At 63.9% G+C, this 16,888-nt stretch carries 16 protein-coding genes; 14 read left to right on the plus strand and 2 right to left on the minus strand.

The annotated features are described in order from the left end of the window. Positions 1 to 112 precede the first annotated feature (112 nt). On the plus strand, positions 113 to 1,894 hold the full coding sequence (locus ACNQOP_RS06980) for an S-layer homology domain-containing protein (protein ID WP_416403775.1): 1,782 nt from the start codon (positions 113 to 115) through the stop codon (positions 1,892 to 1,894). A gap of 135 nt (positions 1,895 to 2,029) precedes the next feature. Here the strand turns inward: ACNQOP_RS06980 and ACNQOP_RS06985 are convergent, their stop codons facing one another. Beyond that, positions 2,030 to 3,367 carry an MFS transporter gene (locus ACNQOP_RS06985; RefSeq protein ID WP_416403776.1) on the minus strand — a complete coding sequence of 446 codons (1,338 nt, stop codon included), beginning with the start codon at positions 3,365 to 3,367 and terminating at the stop codon, positions 2,030 to 2,032. Between the two features lie 203 nt (positions 3,368 to 3,570). On the opposite strand from ACNQOP_RS06985, the gene ACNQOP_RS06990 reads away from it, so the two are divergent. From ACNQOP_RS06990 to ACNQOP_RS07045, 12 genes are all read left to right on the plus strand, one after another. Next, positions 3,571 to 4,341, plus strand: a complete 771-nt coding sequence (locus ACNQOP_RS06990) for an IclR family transcriptional regulator (RefSeq protein WP_416403777.1) — start codon at positions 3,571 to 3,573, stop codon at positions 4,339 to 4,341. Positions 4,342 to 4,548: 207 nt separating this feature from the next. Next, positions 4,549 to 5,466 (plus strand): shikimate dehydrogenase, encoded by a 918-nt coding sequence (locus ACNQOP_RS06995; RefSeq protein ID WP_416403778.1) that lies wholly within the window; start codon positions 4,549 to 4,551, stop codon positions 5,464 to 5,466. Continuing rightward, complete coding sequence (locus ACNQOP_RS07000; RefSeq protein ID WP_416403779.1) at positions 5,466 to 7,337, plus strand: bifunctional sugar phosphate isomerase/epimerase/4-hydroxyphenylpyruvate dioxygenase family protein; 1,872 nt, start codon at positions 5,466 to 5,468, stop codon at positions 7,335 to 7,337. Before ACNQOP_RS06995 ends, ACNQOP_RS07000 begins: the two co-directional genes overlap by 1 nt. 42 nt (positions 7,338 to 7,379) lie before the next feature. Next, positions 7,380 to 8,249 (plus strand): protocatechuate 3,4-dioxygenase subunit beta, encoded by an 870-nt coding sequence (gene pcaH, locus ACNQOP_RS07005; protein ID WP_235518331.1) that lies wholly within the window; start codon positions 7,380 to 7,382, stop codon positions 8,247 to 8,249. A gap of 4 nt (positions 8,250 to 8,253) precedes the next feature. Then, positions 8,254 to 8,853, plus strand: a complete 600-nt coding sequence (pcaG, locus tag ACNQOP_RS07010) for a protocatechuate 3,4-dioxygenase subunit alpha (RefSeq protein ID WP_284987418.1) — start codon at positions 8,254 to 8,256, stop codon at positions 8,851 to 8,853. Then, positions 8,850 to 10,265, plus strand: a complete 1,416-nt coding sequence (locus ACNQOP_RS07015; RefSeq protein ID WP_416403780.1) for a lyase family protein — start codon at positions 8,850 to 8,852, stop codon at positions 10,263 to 10,265. Before pcaG ends, ACNQOP_RS07015 begins: the two co-directional genes overlap by 4 nt. Continuing rightward, complete coding sequence (locus ACNQOP_RS07020; RefSeq protein ID WP_416403781.1) at positions 10,258 to 11,061, plus strand: alpha/beta fold hydrolase; 804 nt, start codon at positions 10,258 to 10,260, stop codon at positions 11,059 to 11,061. The genes ACNQOP_RS07015 and ACNQOP_RS07020 overlap by 8 nt, the downstream gene beginning before the upstream one ends. Then, complete coding sequence (pcaC, locus tag ACNQOP_RS07025) at positions 11,058 to 11,504, plus strand: 4-carboxymuconolactone decarboxylase (RefSeq protein ID WP_416403782.1); 447 nt, start codon at positions 11,058 to 11,060, stop codon at positions 11,502 to 11,504. Before ACNQOP_RS07020 ends, pcaC begins: the two co-directional genes overlap by 4 nt. A 94-nt stretch (positions 11,505 to 11,598) precedes the next feature. After that, positions 11,599 to 12,819, plus strand: a complete 1,221-nt coding sequence (locus ACNQOP_RS07030; RefSeq protein ID WP_257369787.1) for a thiolase family protein — start codon at positions 11,599 to 11,601, stop codon at positions 12,817 to 12,819. A 5-nt stretch (positions 12,820 to 12,824) separates the two neighbouring features. After that, complete coding sequence (locus tag ACNQOP_RS07035) at positions 12,825 to 13,508, plus strand: 3-oxoacid CoA-transferase subunit A (RefSeq protein WP_416403783.1); 684 nt, start codon at positions 12,825 to 12,827, stop codon at positions 13,506 to 13,508. A gap of 2 nt (positions 13,509 to 13,510) precedes the next feature. Next, positions 13,511 to 14,176, plus strand: a complete 666-nt coding sequence (locus ACNQOP_RS07040) for a 3-oxoacid CoA-transferase subunit B (RefSeq protein ID WP_416403784.1) — start codon at positions 13,511 to 13,513, stop codon at positions 14,174 to 14,176. A gap of 107 nt (positions 14,177 to 14,283) precedes the next feature. Next, on the plus strand, positions 14,284 to 15,087 hold the full coding sequence (locus tag ACNQOP_RS07045; protein ID WP_416403785.1) for an IclR family transcriptional regulator domain-containing protein: 804 nt from the start codon (positions 14,284 to 14,286) through the stop codon (positions 15,085 to 15,087). A gap of 2 nt (positions 15,088 to 15,089) precedes the next feature. Here the strand turns inward: ACNQOP_RS07045 and ACNQOP_RS07050 are convergent, their stop codons facing one another. Beyond that, positions 15,090 to 15,434 carry an iron chaperone gene (locus ACNQOP_RS07050; RefSeq protein WP_257369782.1) on the minus strand — a complete coding sequence of 115 codons (345 nt, stop codon included), beginning with the start codon at positions 15,432 to 15,434 and terminating at the stop codon, positions 15,090 to 15,092. Positions 15,435 to 15,479: 45 nt separating this feature from the next. Here ACNQOP_RS07050 and ACNQOP_RS07055 point away from each other — a divergent pair, with 45 nt between their 5' ends. Next, the gene (locus ACNQOP_RS07055) at positions 15,480 to 16,886 is read left to right on the plus strand and encodes a DUF2252 domain-containing protein (protein WP_416403786.1); all 1,407 of its coding nucleotides are present in this window, start codon (positions 15,480 to 15,482) and stop codon (positions 16,884 to 16,886) included. Positions 16,887 to 16,888 lie beyond the last annotated feature (2 nt).

Here is a 16,888-nt window from a genome sequence, read left to right on the forward strand (position 1 = left end):
GTCTCTTTTGAGGATCCGGCGTCGGCGCATGCCCGTCTTGGCGATGATGGCAACACTGCTTGCTTCGTTGGTGATGGGGATGGTTCCCGCGCAGGCCGTGGGCTTGACCCCTATGGCAGTTAGTACGGAGACGGTTAGCGGAACGACGGGTGGTTCGATCAGTGGGACCGTTACTGTCCGTTCAGATGTGGCCATGGGGTCGGTCTCCGTCTTTGCGACAAATCTCTATAACCCTTCCTCCAACGCTCCGTCCGGCATCGTGAACTCCGACGGTTCCTACACGCTTCCCAGCCTGCCGGCCGCAGAATACAAGGTCTATTTCTACTCCAGCGACCCCGGCTGGTCGCGCATGGAGGTCTATGGCGGCTCGGACCTGAGCACCTACACTCCTGTGCTGGTCAAAGAGGGCCAGGACGTTACCGGTATTGACCAAAACATGGGCGGCGGCCGGATCCAAGGCCGGGTGGACGTGCCCTACTATGTGGATACAACCACCGTTGTCGTCGAGGCGTTGGACTCCTCCGGGACTGTTGTCGCTTCAGAGTTTCCAAGCAGCGGTGGCCACTATGATCTCCGTGGACTCCCTGATGGCCTTTACCGAATCAGGGCCAGCGGCGGCGTCCTCACGAGTTGGCATGGAGGAGGAGCCTCCTTTGCTGAAGCAGCCACTATTTCCATCGTGGGCGAGCAGGATTTCTACAACGCAGATCTGGCGGGCGATCCTGGCTCCAGCATCAGTGGTTGGGTGTCCAATGCATGGCCGTCAACGGGTGGTGAAGGCATGCATAGGGTCTCTGTCCATGACCTAAGCGGCAAGGTAGTGAAGGATGTCCCCGTTAACAGCAGTTTTTACACCGTCAGCGGACTTCAGCCCGGACAATACAAGCTTGCGTTGGATATGGTTACCGTCGGGAGTGCCTACCAGGCCAAGAAGTCCTATGAGGGGCAGTACTACAGTGGCGTGAGCGAGGACAAGGGGCCCGGTCCTGCGCCTACCATCACGCTTACGGCGAATGAGCAGAAAACCCGCTTCGATTTCTCCGGCACGGATGGTGGGAGCATGAAGGGCTACCTTCGCGATGCCGAAGGTCATCCTTTGCCGTTCGCGGTAGTCGAGGCCTATACCCGGGATGGTTCGCTCGTGTCGAGGAAAGCAGTGACGGACGCTCAGGGAAACTTTTCCATCACCGGACTAACCACCGGGTCCTACCGTCTCCGCGGGAACACTACGAATGTTCGCTTTGCTGGCACCACCTATTCCGGAAACGTCGCAGAGCAATCCGAAGCCAAGGAAATCGCCGTCACCAGCGGCGGCCAGACCGACGTTGGAACAGTCACCTATTGGTCCCCGAAGCGGTTCGCCGACGTGTTCGAAGGACAACAGTTCGACCATGAAATCAGCTGGACAGCGTCAACCGGCATCTCCACCGGTTGGCCCGATGCCACGTTCCGGCCCTACCTCCCGGTGAACCGTGACGCCATGGCCGCTTTCCTCTATCGGCTCGCGGGACAACCCACTTTCACCCCACCGGCAGTGTCGCCGTTCGCGGACGTTCCAACAACCAGCCAGTTCTATAAGGAGATTGCTTGGCTGGCGTCCGCCAAGATCTCGGGCGGCTGGCCGGATAAAACGTTCCGGCCTCTGGAACCAGTGAACCGTGATGCGATGGCCGCTTTCCTGTACCGCTTCTCCAAGATTGCGGGCTACATTCCGCCTGCCACCTCGCCATTTGTCGATGTACCAGCCACCGCACAGTTCTACAAAGAAATCGCCTGGCTGGCATCCACGGAAATCAGCACAGGCTGGCCGGACAAGACTTTCCGCCCGGTGACACCTGTGAACCGTGATGCGATGGCGGCTTTCATGTACAGGTTCAACGAACTGGACAAGTAGCAGCAGGCGGGCGTTCCTTCCCGCCTGCGTCCGGTCGGCCACGTCGAGTCGCCGCTGAGCAGCGAAATGCCCGGCATGTCGCGAAACATGCCGGGCATTTCCTATCTGTGAAGCGTCCGGAAGGTACTTCCCCGGCTACGCGGGCTGGGCTTCCTTGTGCAGGCCAAGCTGCGAGGTGGGGATCTTGGCCGATTCGCGGGCAGTCATCGCGGAGACTGCTGCGATGGCGCAAATCACGGCGGTGAAGATGGAGATCTGGACCCACCCGCCGGGCTTGGTCCCGCCGAGCGCAGTCACGATCGCCGGAGCGAACCCTGCCATGAGGAAGCCGAGCTGGGTGCCGATGGCCAGGCCCGAGAAGCGGACCTTTGTGCTGAACATTTCACCGTAGAAGGAAGGCCATACGGCGTTCGCTGCCGCGTACCCGAAGGCGAAGTAGACCACGGAGACCACGAACATGAGTGGAACGTTGCCGCCTTCGAGGGTCAGCAGGAACACCGGGGTCATGATGGCGCTGGCGATGGCTCCGTAGATGAAGACGGGCTTCCGGCCGATTTTGTCTGCGAGCTTGCCTAACAATGGTTGGGTTCCGAGGGCTACGACGTTGGCCGCAACAACCAACCACAGCGTGATGGTGCTGTTGACGTGCGCCACGTCCTGGGCGTACTTGATGGCGAGGGTGCCGAAGACGGTGCTGACGGCGGCGATGAAGGCGCAGCAAACTACCCGGAGCACGTCGCGCCAGTGCAGGCGAAGGAGGTCGGCGACGGGAAGCTTGGAGATCTGGTTGTTCTTCTTGGCCTCGGCGAATGCCGGCGGCTCGTGCAGGGTGCGTCGGATGAAGAAGGCCACGATGACCACCACGGCGCTGAGCCAGAAGGGGATGCGCCAGCCGATGCCGTACTTGATCTCGTCAGGCAATGCCACCACGGGAATGAAGACCAGGGCCGCCAGGATCTGGCCACCCTGCGTACCGGTCAGGGTCCACGAGGTGAAGAAGGACCGGCGGTTATCGGGGGCGTGCTCAAGGGTCATTGATGATGCGCCGGCCTGCTCACCTGCTGCGGAGAGGCCTTGGCAGAGACGGGCGAGGACCAGCAGCACGGGTGCCCACCAGCCGATGGTCTTGAAGTCCGGGAGGCAGCCGATGACGAACGTTGCCGCACCCATGAGCACCAAGGTGAACATGAGGACTTTTTGGCGGCCGATCCTGTCGCCGAAGTGGCCAAGGATGATGGCGCCGATGGGGCGGGCGACGTAGGCGAAGCCAAAGGTCGCGAAGGACATGATCGCTGCGTTGGCATCGGCGTCCGGGAAGAAGACGTGCGGGAAAATCAGTGCTGCCGCCGAGCCGAAGATGAAGAAGTCGTAGTATTCGACGGCGCTGCCCAGGAAGCTGGCGAGGGCGGCTTTGCGGGGTGTTCCGGTGATGGTTTCAGTGCCTGGCGTCGCTGACGGCATTGTTTGGCTCATTGGGTGTTCCTTCTTTGACGACGATGTCGCGGATCTAGCGTCTGTGGGAGACCAGAGCGAGGTGCGGCCAGATCATCCCTCAAAGTAACCACATGGTGAGAGCTACTTGTGCAATACAGCAATAGTGGCTGTGAGTGTGGTCACTTGTCAATAGATGTCCCCACCATCTAGAAATAGCTCTCACCATGTGAGAGCATCGAACCATGAGTGTGAAAGACGACACAAAGACCGACATGGTCGGCAAGGCCCTGAGCCTGTTGGTATTGCTTGGCGAAGAACCACGTGGGGCCAGTGCAGCGGACTTGGCGAGGAGTGCGGGCCTACCGTTCAGCACTACCTACCGCCTGCTGGGGTCCCTGACCCGCGACGGTTTCGTCGATTACGAACCCGACGGAAGGCGGTATCACCTGGGCCTGCGGGTATTCCAGCTGGGCCAGCGGGTGTCGAACCACCACGGCTTTGCGGCCACAGCCTTGCCGGTGCTCCAGCGGGTCACCGAGCGCACCCATGAGGCCACCATCCTGTCCGTCCGGGATGGAAACCATCACCTGACGGTGAACAAGGTGGACGGACCCAAGACATTCCGCGTCACCAGCGACCCCGGCCATCTGGGTGCGCTGCACACAACCTCGGTGGGGAAGGCCATTGTGGCTTTCGAGGAGGAAATCGAACGCAAGCGACTCCTGGAGGAACTTCCGTTGGATCCCCTCACGGAGCACTCCATCACTGATCGCGACGCCTTCCGCGCTGAGATCGAGCAGGTGCGCCGCCAAGGTTATGCGGTGATGGACGAGGAAAACGAAATCGGCATGCGCGCCGTCGCCGTTCCCGTCCTCAATTCCCAGGGCCACGCTTTCGCGTCATTGGCCACGGCTGTGCCGGTCTTCCGGCTCACCATGGAGGAACTCATCGCGCACGTCCCCACATTGCAGGAGGCCGCGGCCGAACTCGCGGCACGCCTGCCGAGGCGCTGACCCCTCGTTGTGAGGCCTGCTTTGCGCGCTAAATCCCAGGAATACCGCGCAGAGCGGGCCCAACAATGCGAGCCGCAATCAATGTTTGTTCGCGATAAGAACAAGCGTGCGGAATATGAACATCTGTAGTAACGTAAATAACACCCGGCATGCGGCGCCCAGAAAACGCCATCTGTCCGCGGTGCTGAAGTTAGAAGGAGCTTGAGGATGAGCAACCGAGCCGAATCCGTTCTGGTGGGCCTGATAGGCGAAGGCGTCATGCCCTCGCTCACTCCGCCCATGCATGAACGCGAAGCCGATGTGCAGGGCCTTCGCTTGCTGTACCGCCCCGTGGACCTGCTTGAACTCGCATTGCCGGCCACCGCCGTCGGGGATCTCCTGACCGCCGCCCAGCGCATGGGCTTCAACGGCTTGAACATCACGCACCCCTGCAAGCAGCTGGTGATGAAGCACCTCGACGAAATTTCCGACGACGCCGCGCGCCTGGGTGCCGTCAATACGGTCCTGGTTCAGGATGGCCGGTTCATCGGACACAACACGGACTTCTCCGGCTTCGGCTCGGCGCTCGCCGACGGACTCCCGGATGCCAAACTCAACCGCGTCGTGCAATTGGGCGCCGGCGGCGCCGGGTCCGCCGTCGCCTACGCACTGCTTACGGCAGGCGTCAAGGAACTGGACCTGGTAGACATGGACGCTGAGCGGGCGGCTGAGCGCGCAGCGGAACTCGGCGAGCTCTTTCCGGAGGCGAGCGTCACGCCACGCACGCCGGACGAACTCCCACAGCTCATGCCCAGCGCTGACGGCTTGGTTCACTGCACGCCCATTGGCATGGCCGCCCACCCGGGCCTGCCGTTGGACATCGAACTCCTGGAGCCGCGGCACTGGGTTGCGGACATCGTCTATCGCCCCATCGAAACGCAACTGGTCCGCGAAGCCCGGGCCAAGGGCTGCGCCGTCCTGGACGGCGGGCGCATGGCGGTCGGTCAGGCCGCGGATGCCTTCCAGCTCATCACCGGCCGCGAAGCGGACCGGGAGCGGATGCGCGCCCACTTCCTGGAGCTGATCGCCTTGGAAGACACCGCCGCCACCCTTAACGAGGGCACCCTGGCGAAGGCGACGCACTGATGCGCACCGGAATCGCAACCGTCTGCCTGTCCGGCACGCTGAAAGAGAAGATGCAGGCCTGCGCCATTGCGGGCTTTGACGGCATCGAGATCTTCGAACAGGACCTGGTCACCTCATCCCTCAGCCCGGAGGAAGTCCGGAAGATGGCGGCCGATCTCGGCTTGGGCCTTGACCTCTACCAGCCGTTCCGGGATTTCGACGGCGTCACTCCGGACCTGCTGAAGGCCAACCTCAAGCGTGCAGAGGCAAAGTTCAACTTGATGGAACGCCTTGGCATGGACACCATCCTGGTGTGCTCCAATGTGGCCACGGCAACCATTGACGACGACCAGCTGCGGGCTGAGCAGCTCGCCGAACTCGCCGGACTGGCAGGGGACCACGGCGTGAAGGTTGCCTACGAAGCCCTCGCCTGGGGAAAGTACGTCAACGACTACGAGCACGCGTACCGCCTGGTGGACATGGTGGACCACCCTAACCTCGGCACCTGCCTGGACTCGTTCCACATCCTTTCCCGCGACTGGGAAACCGCCCCGATCGAGAACATCAACGCGGAGAAGATCTTCTTCGTCCAGGTTGCCGATGCCCCCAAGTTATCCATGGATGTCCTCTCGTGGAGCCGGCACTACCGGGTTTTCCCCGGGGAGGGACAGTTCGAGCTCGCCAAGTTCATGGGCCACGTGGTCCGCGCAGGCTACACGGGCCCGGTTTCCCTTGAAGTGTTCAACGACGTCTTCCGCCAGTCCGACGTTGAGCGGACCGCAGTGGATGCCATGCGCTCGCTGATCTGGCTGGAGGAGCAGAGCGCCAAGTGGCTCGCGAGCACCCCAACAGCAGCGGCACCGGAAGACCAAGCCGCCACCCGCCGTCGTTATCCCATGGAACTTGCCACGCTGCCCAAGGTGAACGAACCCGCAGGCTTCAACTTCGCCGAGGTCAAGGCTGACGACACCGCGCAGCTCGAGAAGCTCCTGGGCCAGCTCGGCTTCGAGTTCGAGGGCCGCCACCGCACCAAGGACGTCCAGCTCTGGACCATGGGCCAGGCCCGCGTGATCATCAACGAACAAGCACCGCACCACGCGGAACCGGCTATCGCCGCTTTGGGGTTCGACGTCGATTCGCCAGTGATTGCCTCCGCTCGCGCCCAGCAACTCAAGGCCCCTGTGGTGGCCCGCAAGGTCCAGGCCGACGAAGAGGTGTTCCAGGGCATCTCGGCGCCGGACTCCACGGAGATCTTCCTCTGCCAAGGCAGCCCGGACGGGACCGCCGCGTGGACGCACGAATTTGGTGAGGGGCTGGAGCATGCCGGCGCCGGCCAAACAGCGGTCATTGACCACGTGAACCTGGCCCAGCCGTGGCAGCACTTCGATGAGGCTGTCCTCTTCTACACCAGTGCGTTGGCCTTGGAACCGCAGCCCTTCGCCGAGGTTCCGAGCCCCAGCGGCCTGGTCCGCTCCCAAGTCATGCAGACTGGCAACAAAGCCGTGCGGCTGGTGCTGAACCTCGCGCCGGCGCAGCAGGCCGAAAAGGCACGCAAAACGTACCAGGAACACATCGCCTTCGCCGTGGACGACCTCGTGGCAACAGCCCGGTCCGCCCGCGCTCGGGGGTTGGAGTTCCTGCAGATTCCGGCCAACTACTACGAGGACCTGGATGCCCGGTTCGATCTTGAACCCGGATTCCTGGCCACCCTCAAGGAACTGAACCTCCTGTATGACCGGGACGCCAGCGGCGAATTCCTCCACTTCTACACCGCCACAGTGGGCAGTGTGTTCTTCGAAATGGTGGAGCGGCGCGGCAACTACGACGGCTACGGTGCGCCCAACGCCCCGGTGCGCCACGCCGTCCAATACGACTCGCTCCACCGGGCATAGCCGCCCGGACTAAACCGAAACCACAAATGAAAGGAGCCGGCTGTGCCGCAAGACCACACCGCACAAGCTCTCGAAACCGAGGAACTCGTGCCGCCAGCTGAGCCACACGCCGCGCACGACACCAAGAAGGTGGAAACCCAGGCAGATCTCAGTGCTGAGATCCAGGCCATCGGCAACCGCTACGCCCAGGCCGTCAAGGACGGTAAGGGCCCCGAAACCATGCCGCGGCTGGACTACGCGCCGTACCGCAGCAGCATCCTGCGCCACCCCACCAAGAGCCTGCACCACGCGGACCCGGAGACCATCGAGCTCTACTCGCCGGCGTTCGGCCACCAGGATGTCCACGCCCTGGAATCGGACCTGACCATCCAGCACAACGGCGAGCCCCAGGGTGAGCGCATCATCGTTGCCGGCCGTGTCCTCGATGGCGACGGACGCCCGGTTGCTGGGCAACTCGTGGAAATCTGGCAGGCCAACGCCTCAGGCCGCTACATCCACAAGCGCGACCAGCACCCCGCCCCGCTGGACCCGAACTTCACCGGCGTCGGGCGTTGCATCACGGGTGCGGACGGTTCCTACAGCTTCACCACCATCAAGCCCGGCGCGTACCCGTGGAAGAACCACCTGAACGCCTGGCGCCCGGCCCACATCCACTTCTCCATGTTCGGATCGGAGTTCACCCAGCGCATCGTCACCCAGATGTACTTCCCGGGTGACCAGCTCTTTCCGTTGGACCCCATCTACCAGTCGATCGTGGACCAGGACGCCCGCGACCGCCTCGTGGCCCAGTACGACCACGAGCTGACCAGCCCCGAGTGGGCCCTCGGCTACAAGTGGGACATCATCCTGACCGGGTCCAAGCGGACCTGGACGGAAAACGAAGCATACGGCGACGCCGGGGACGAGGAGTAAGCGCATGAGCAAGCTGGCACCCACACCGGGCCAAACCGTAGGCCCGTTCTACGGCTACGCCCTTCCCTTTAATAAGGACAACGAACTCCTGGCACCGGGCAGCCCGGGCAGCATCCGGCTTCAAGGAACTGTCTATGACGGCGCGGGCAACACCATCCCGGACGCCATCCTGGAAATCTGGCAGCCCGACTCCGAGGGCAACATTGTCCAGCGCACGGGCTCCCTGGTCCGCGACGGCTACACGTTCACCGGCTGGGGCCGCGGGGCCGTGGGCAACTCCGGCGTGTACACGTTCACCACGGTCAACCCCGGGCCGCTTAAGGCTGGAGCTGCACCGTTCATCTCCGTGGCGGTCTTTGCCCGCGGCCTCATGAACCGCCTCTTCACCCGCGTGTACCTGCCGGAAAATGAGGAAGCGCTGGCCAACGATCCGCTGCTGAGCTCCCTGGATCCCGAACGCCGCAAGACCCTGATCGCGCGCCGCGATCCCGACGGCGGCCTCACCTGGGACATCCGCCTGCAGGGCGGCGACGAAACCGTCTTCCTGGACTTCCAGCAGGACGGTTCGCTGGATCTGGCTTCCGGAGATCAGGCAACCCCATGACCGACGGTGACTTCGGCCTCCTCAGCCCCGTTTCGGCGTCGTCCGCTGTCACGGCCTTGACGGGCGACCGTGCCGTGATCGCGGCAATCCTCGACGTCGAAGCGGCTTGGACGGCTGTCCTCGAGGACGCCGGGCTGGCCCCGCAAGGGTCCGCCGCTGTGGTGGCCGAAGCCGCCGACGCCGGTCACTTCGACCTGGCCCTCATCGCCCAACGCGCGCAGGGTGGTGGAAACCCGGTCATTCCATTACTCGGAGAACTCCGTGCCCGCGTCAAAGCCCTGGACATCACGGGTGGTGGCGCCGCCAAAGCCGTCCACACCTCGCTGACCAGCCAGGACGTCCTGGACACCGCCCTCATGGTGCTCGCCAGCCGCACCGTCTCTGCGTTGCTGGCTGATGTCAGAGCAACGACGGCGGCGCTCGCCACCTTGGCAGAACAGCATGCGGACACGCTGTGCGTCGGGAGGAGCCTGACGCAGCATGCCCTCCCGTACACGTTCGGGCTCAAGGCAGCACAGTGGTTCCAAGGGGTTGCCGCAGCTTCCCGGCGGTTGGAATCGCTGGAGTTGCCGGTCCAGTTCGGCGGTGCCGGCGGAACGCTTGCTTCCGGGGCAAAGCTGACAGCGGGTTCGGGCACAACGGCCTTCGCTCTTTCCGATGCCCTCGCCGCCAAGCTGGGCCTGGCGTCCGCCCCGGCTCCTTGGCACACCAACCGCCTGTCTATCACGTCGTTGGGAGACGGGCTCGCCGCCCTGATCGACTCCTTCGGCAAGATCGCCGCGGACCTGTTGTTCCTCAGCCGCCCCGAAGTAGCCGAACTCGGCGAACCTCTGGCTGCCGGGCGCGGCGTTTCCTCGGCCATGCCGCAGAAGCAGAACCCTGTGCTGTCAGTGCTGGTACGCAGTGCGGCGCTGCAGGCTCCCGGCCTTGCCTCGCAGCTGCACCTCGCAGCGGCCACCTTCAACGACGAACGCCCGGACGGCGCCTGGCACAGTGAATGGCCGGCCTTGCGCCAGTTGTTGGCACTGGCTGCCGGTGCGGCCGGCCACGTCCGCGAACTCACGGAAGGCCTGCGCGTTTTCCCTGACGCCATGCGCCGGAATCTGGAGATTTCGGGTCCGCTGCTGCTCAGCGAAGGTGTGGCGGCCGCCGTCGCCCCTCTCCTGGGCGAGGACGGGAAGCAAAAGCTGCAGGCCGTCGTTGACGAAACCCTCACCGTGCCTGCCGCCGAGCAGGCGGACGCCTACCGCAAGCTGCTTCGCGAGGCCGTGCCGTCGGACAAGCTCTCCGACGCTGAACTTGAGGCGCTGCTCGATCCGGCAAGCTACCTCGGCGAGGCACGCGAGATCAGCCGCCGGATCCTCGCCGCCTACTCCGATGACACTTCCACGAAAGGAGCCACCCATGGCTAAGCCGACAGTCAAGGCAGTGCTGCTGTCTCCGCAGCGGGAACTGGGAGGCAAGCCGCTCTTGGTGGTTGGCCCGTCGCTGGGCACATCCACCGTGCTCTGGACAGAAACCGCAGCCCTTCTGGGCGATGAGTACGACGTCATCGGCTGGGACCTCCCCGGCCACGGCATCTCGCCGACCACCACCGAAGGTTTCGATGTCGCGGAACTGGCGGACGCCGTCGTCGATCTTGTCAATTCAGTGAGCCCTGGAGCCACGTTCCACTATGCGGGGGTCTCCCTGGGCGGTGCCACTGGGCTGCAGCTCGCCATCAAGCACAGCGACCGGCTCCGCAGCCTGTCCGTTCAGTGCTCCGGACCCAAGCTCGGCACGCCCGAGGGTTGGCTGGAACGCGCGGAAACTGTCCGCAAACTTGGCACGCCGGTGATGATCCAGGGTTCTGCTGAGCGTTGGTTCGGCCCTGGATTCATGGACCGCCAGCCGGAGATCAGCAGCCGGCTCCTGCACGCCCTCCGCGATGCCGACCGCTTCAGCTACTCATTCTGTTGCGAAGCCTTGGCTGCTTTCGATGTCCGCGAGCAGCTCGGGAGCATCACGGTCCCCACGCAGGCGATCGCCGGCGTCGAGGATACTGTGGCACCGCCGTCCATGGCGGAAGAGACCGTTGCCGGGATCCGGGCGGGTGGCGGTTTCGCCGTGGCGGAAGCGCTCGACGGCGTGGGGCACCTGGCTCCGGCTGAGGCACCGGCCGTGGTGGCCGGGCTGATGCGGACCTTCATGAAGGAGAACGGACTGTGAATTCTGTAAACCCCGAGGGCATCGGCGCAGCGCGGAACGGTGCCGTCCAACCGGATGCCACCGCCCAGGACATTTACGACGCCGGCATGGTTGTCCGGCGCGAAGTGCTGGGCGATGCGCACGTGGACCGGGCGAACGCCAACAAGGACTCCTTCACCGAGGACTACCAGGACATGATCACCAGGATCGCCTGGGGTGGCATCTGGACGCGGCCCGGCCTGAGCCGGCAGATGCGTTCCGCGGTCACCCTCACGGCCTTGGTGGCGCACGGTCACTGGGAGGAGCTCGCCATGCATGTCCGGGCGGCCCTCAACAACGGACTCAGCAGGGACGAGATCAAGGAAATCCTGCTGCAGACGGCGATTTATTGCAGTGTGCCGTCGGCCAATTCAGCGTTCAAGACGGCCCAAAAGGTGTTCGCCGAGATCGACGCCGCCAACTAGCCCGACAACCCAGCCACGGGACGAGCTCATGTCCCGCTGATGCCTCATAACGAGGCTGACCGTCCCCGAGTTGGGGAGATAGAGAGAGAAACCCATGAACCAGGCATTTGTGTACGACGCCGTGCGCACGCCCTTCGGCAAGTTCGGCTCCGGCCTTGCTGCTGTCCGTCCCGACGACCTTGCCGCCCACGTGGTCCGCGAGTCCGTGAAGCGGGCGCCCGGGCTGGATGTTGAGCGGATCGACGAGGTGGTGTTCGGCAACGCCAACGGTGCCGGCGAGGAGAACCGCAACGTGGCCCGCATGGCCACGCTGCTCGCTGGCCTGCCGGTCTCCATTCCGGGCACCACCGTCAACCGCCTCTGTGGTTCGTCGTTGGACGCGGCAATCATCGCGTCCCGGCAGATCAACGCAGGCGACGCCGAGCTGATGCTGGTGGGCGGCGCCGAATCCATGTCCCGCGCGCCGTGGGTGCTGCCCAAGACCTCCAAGCCCTACCCCGCCGGCGACATGACCCTGGCTTCGACCACGCTGGGATGGCGACTGGTGAACCCTGCCATGAACAAGGACTGGACCATCTCCCTGGGCGAGGCCACCGAACGGCTGCGCGAGAAGTACGGGATCACCCGGGAGCGCCAGGATGCTTTTGCGGCGGACTCGCACAACCTGGCTGATGCTGCGTGGAACGAAGGGTTCTACGACAACCTTGTGTCTGCCGTTCCGGGCACTGATCTTGTACGCGACGAAGGCATCCGCGCAGGTTCCTCCGCGGAGAAGCTGGCCGGCTTGAAGACAGTATTCCGGCCTGAGTCTGACGGGCCCGACGGCGGCACGGTCACCGCCGGGAACGCCTCGCCTTTGTCGGACGGTGCGTCGGCGGCGTGGATCGGTTCCGAGGCTGCCTCCTCGATCCTCGGCCTGGAACCGTTGGCCCGCATCGCAGGCCGCGGTGCGCACGGCAACGATCCCCAGTTCTTCGGGTACGCCCCGGTGGAGGCAGCCAACAAGGCGCTCGCGAAGGCGGGCATCGGCTGGGACCAGGTGGGCGCCGTCGAACTTAACGAAGCGTTTGCCGCGCAGTCGCTGGCGTGCGTTGATGCGTGGGGGATCGACCCCTCAATCGTGAACCGGCATGGTGGTGCGATCGCCATGGGTCACCCGCTCGGTGCTTCCGGTACCCGCATCCTGGGCACACTTGCCCGGTCCTTGCAGGCCTCCGGGCAGCGCTGGGGTGTCGCGGCGATCTGCATCGGTGTGGGTCAAGGCCTGGCCGTGGTGCTGGAAAACGTAACCTCTGGTGTTTCAGAAGGAGTCTAAGGGCGATGTTGAATTTCATTGACACTGTTGGCGAGGCCGTGGCCGGGATCAAGGACGGTTCCACTGTGATGATTGGCGGGTTCGGCAATGCCGGGCAGCCGTTCGAGCTGATCGATGCACTCATGGATTGTGGTGCCAAGGACCTGACCGTGGTTAACAACAACGCCGGCCAGGGCGACCAGGGTTTGGCGCTGCTGATCAAGGAAGGCCGGGTCAGGAAGATGATCTGCTCCTTCCCGCGGCAGTCTGATTCCTGGCACTTCGACGCGAAATACCACGCCGGGGAGATTGAGCTGGAGCTCGTGCCGCAGGGAAACCTAGCCGAGCGTATCCGTGCAGCCGGGGCCGGGATTGGCGGGTTTTTCACGCCCACCGGGTACGGCACCACCTTGGCTGAGGGCAAGGAAACCCGGTTGCTGGACGGGAAATGGCAGGTCTTCGAGACCCCGATCCACGCTGACGTCGCACTGATCAAGGCACTCAAGGCAGACGGCAAGGGCAACCTCGTGTACCGCAAGACCGCCCGTAACTTCGGGCCCATCATGGCCGCCGCCGCAAAGCACACGATTGTTCAGGTTTCGGAGATCGTGCCCACGGGTTCCTTGGATCCGGAGAACATAGTGACCCCGGGGATTTACGTGAATTCGGTTGTTCGCGTTGGTGCCGTTTCTGAAGGAAAGGTGGCCTGATCGTGGGCACGCAGACAACCATCCAGACGTCCGAGAAGCCCTTGGGACGCGATGAACTCGCCCAGCTGGTTGCCCGTGACATCACCCCGGGTTCGTTCGTGAACCTTGGCATCGGCCAGCCAACCCTGGTGTCGAACTACCTCACCGAGGAACAGAACATCACCCTCCACACGGAGAACGGGATGCTCGGAATGGGCCCGGCTGCTGAGGGGGACGAGATCGACGGTGACCTGATCAACGCCGGCAAGATCCCCGTCACCGAACTCCCCGGCGCCTCTTACTTCCACCACGCTGACTCGTTCGCGATCATGCGCGGCGGTCACCTGGACATCTGTGTCCTCGGCGCCTTCCAGGTCTCGGCCACGGGAGACCTCGCGAACTGGCACACCGGCGCCCCGGACGCGATCCCCGCCGTCGGAGGTGCCATGGACCTGGCCACCGGAGCCAAGGACGTCTTCGTGATGATGACCTTGCTGACGCGCGAAGGCGTGTCCAAGCTCGTGGAACAGTGCACCTACCCCCTGACCGGCGTCGGCTGTGTCACGCGCGTGTACACCGACAAGGCAGTGTTCCTCACTGGCCCCGAGGGCGTCACCGTCCGTGAAACCTTCGGCTGCACGTTCGAGGAAATCCAGGAACTGGTTCCCCTGCCGCTGAAGGCTGCATAGTAGGCCCCGCAAGTCGCACCGCTCCCGTTGTGGGGCCCGCTCTGCAGGGCATTTCGCGTGTGAACCCCGCAGAGCAGGCCCCGCAACGCAGCCTAGGATTGGTAACCATGACCGATTCCGCAGTAACCCCGCAGGCCAGCGACCAGTATGTCCAGTCACTGGCCCGCGGGCTCGCCGTGATCCGGGCCTTTGACGCGAACAACCCGGTGATGACACTGAGCGAAGTCGCTGCCCGGACGGACCTGACCCGCGCCACGGCCCGCAGGTTCCTGCACACCCTTGTTGAACTGGGCTATGTCCGCACCGACGGCAAAACGTTCGCGCTCACGGCCAAGGTGCTCCAGCTGGGCTACTCGTACCTGTCGGCCCTGTCGCTGCCGCAACTCGTCCAGCCGCACCTTGAGGAGCTGAGCCTGAAGCTGGGGGAGTCCACCTCGGCCGCGGTTCTCGACGGTCCGGATATCTTCTACGTGGCCCGCGTTGCTACGCGCCGGATCATGAACGTCGGGATCACGGTCGGCACCCGCTTCCCCGCCTACGCCACATCCATGGGTCGCGTCCTGCTCGCCGGATTGCCGCCAGCCAAGCTTGATGCCTACCTTTCGACGGCGGAACTCACCCCGCTCACGCCGCGGACCGTCGCCAGCGTGCCCGACTTGAGGGCCGCCGTCGAGCGTGTCCGTACACAAGGCTGGTGCCTGCTCGATCAGGAGCTCGAACTCGGGCTGATGTCCATCGCGGCGCCCGTGTTTAACCACAACAACGGGGACAACGTCGCGGCCATCAACGTGTCATTGCAAGCCCAGGCGGTAGCAGCGCAGCCAGACCCTGAGAAGTACCTCGAATCCGTGCGGCAGGAAGTGGTGGCCGCGGCCAACGCCATCTCGCAGGACGTTTCCGCGAAGCACTGAGGCTACTTCCGGATCGCCGCCAGCCGCGTTTCCAGGATCCGCCGGATCATCGAGTCGGGCACAGGATTGTCCGCGGAAAACCGCAGTGTGCCGGGAGACCACGAATATCCACCCAGCTCCTCCGACATCTCCGGCAGGATCTGCCCGCTGAACGGGTACAGGGCCAGGTGCTTCCTGGTTTCCATGACACTCACAAAGCCTTTGCCGTCCACCAGCAGCGCGGGCATGCCGTAGCTGACTCCTTCTTCGGCGTCGGGGGCCAACTCGCGGGCGATCCCAACGATCCGTTCCAGGATGGCGCGGTTGTCGGCGTTAACACTCTCCAGGTACTCAGTGACGGTTCCCATAGGGACATGGTTCACCCAAGAAGACCTGGATGCCACACTTGGGGCATGAGTCCGCTTGTCAGTGGTACGTGGAGTCCAGTCGACCAAGACCGCGCCAGGGGTAAAGCCGCCCGGGAGGCCTTGCCGCGGAGTGCCCAGGGAAAGTTCTCGATGCCGGACCGCAGCCCGGTATCGATTCTTGAGGAGCAGCACGCCTCCCGATTGCCGCACCTTGTCCCTGTGCGGGTTGGGCGAATGCTGCAGACGCCCTTCGCCTTCTTCAGGGGAGCCGCCGCCGTGATGGCCGGTGACCTGTCCACGGAGGCGACTTCCGGGCACCAAGTGGTGGCTTGCGGCGACGCCCATTTGGCCAACTTCGGTTTGTACGCGTCTCCCGAGCGCCGCTTGGTATTCGACCTCAACGACTTCGACGAGGTCTTCCCGGCGCCATGGGAATGGGACGTCAAGAGGCTCACCGCGAGTATCTGGCTGAGCGGACGCAACAGCGGCCACTCTGAGGAACCATGCCAAACGGCTGCTGAAGCTTCGGCGAGGGGGTACCGGGTGGCGATGCGGAGGTTGTTCGAGGGTACGGCAGCAGAGAGGTACTACTTCCACGTCGATATGGACGTGCTCATGGCAACCATGTCGTCCGGGAGGCTTTCCAGGAAAAACATCCTGGAGAAGGACGTCGAGAAGGCCAAGAGGCGGACCTCCGAACAGGTTCTGGCCAAGATGACTACGGAGACGGTCCAGGGGGAGCGGAGGATCGTCGACCAGTGGCCGTTGGTCTACCACCCTGAAACTACGACGCTGGATCGGGTGAGCGCACTTTTTGACCAGTATCGGGATTCGTTGCGCGCCGATACTGCAGTGCTGGTAAGCCAATACCGGCTGGTGGACGTAGCGTTGCGGGTGGTCGGAGTGGGTAGCGTCGGAACCCGTTGCTGGGTGATCCTGATGCTGGGCCCATCGGAGGAGCCCTTGTTCCTGCAAGCAAAAGAGGTGCAGCGCTCCGTGCTGGAGAGTCACGGAGGCTCCCGACCATCCTCAGATGTTGTCCGGTTGCTGACCAGCTTCGGCCAAGGCTACCGAACCGTGGCCGGCCAGAGGATCATGCAGGCACAATCCGATCCGTTCCTCGGATGGGTGGGCAACGCGGTGGAGGCCGATGGTCAGCCTCGGGACTACTTCGTCCGTCAATTCCGCGACATGAAGGGGTCCTTCGCCGTGGATCAGTTGGGCCCGGGGGCACTGGCCGACTATGCCCAGCTGTGCGGGGGTGTGCTCGCCCGCGCCCACTCCCAGACTCCCGGCACCGCATTCATCGCGGGCTACCTTGGCCGCTCAGAGCTGTTCGAAAAAGCAATGGCGGGATGGGCGAGACACTACGCCGACCAGACCGAAAAGGACCATGCGGAGTTGGCGCGCGCAGTCCGTGCGGGCCGCCTCGATGCCGAAAACGGCATCTGAAC

Origin of the sequence: Arthrobacter sp. LFS091 (assembly GCF_047977885.1) — a bacterium.
Taxonomy (GTDB): domain Bacteria; phylum Actinomycetota; class Actinomycetes; order Actinomycetales; family Micrococcaceae; genus Arthrobacter.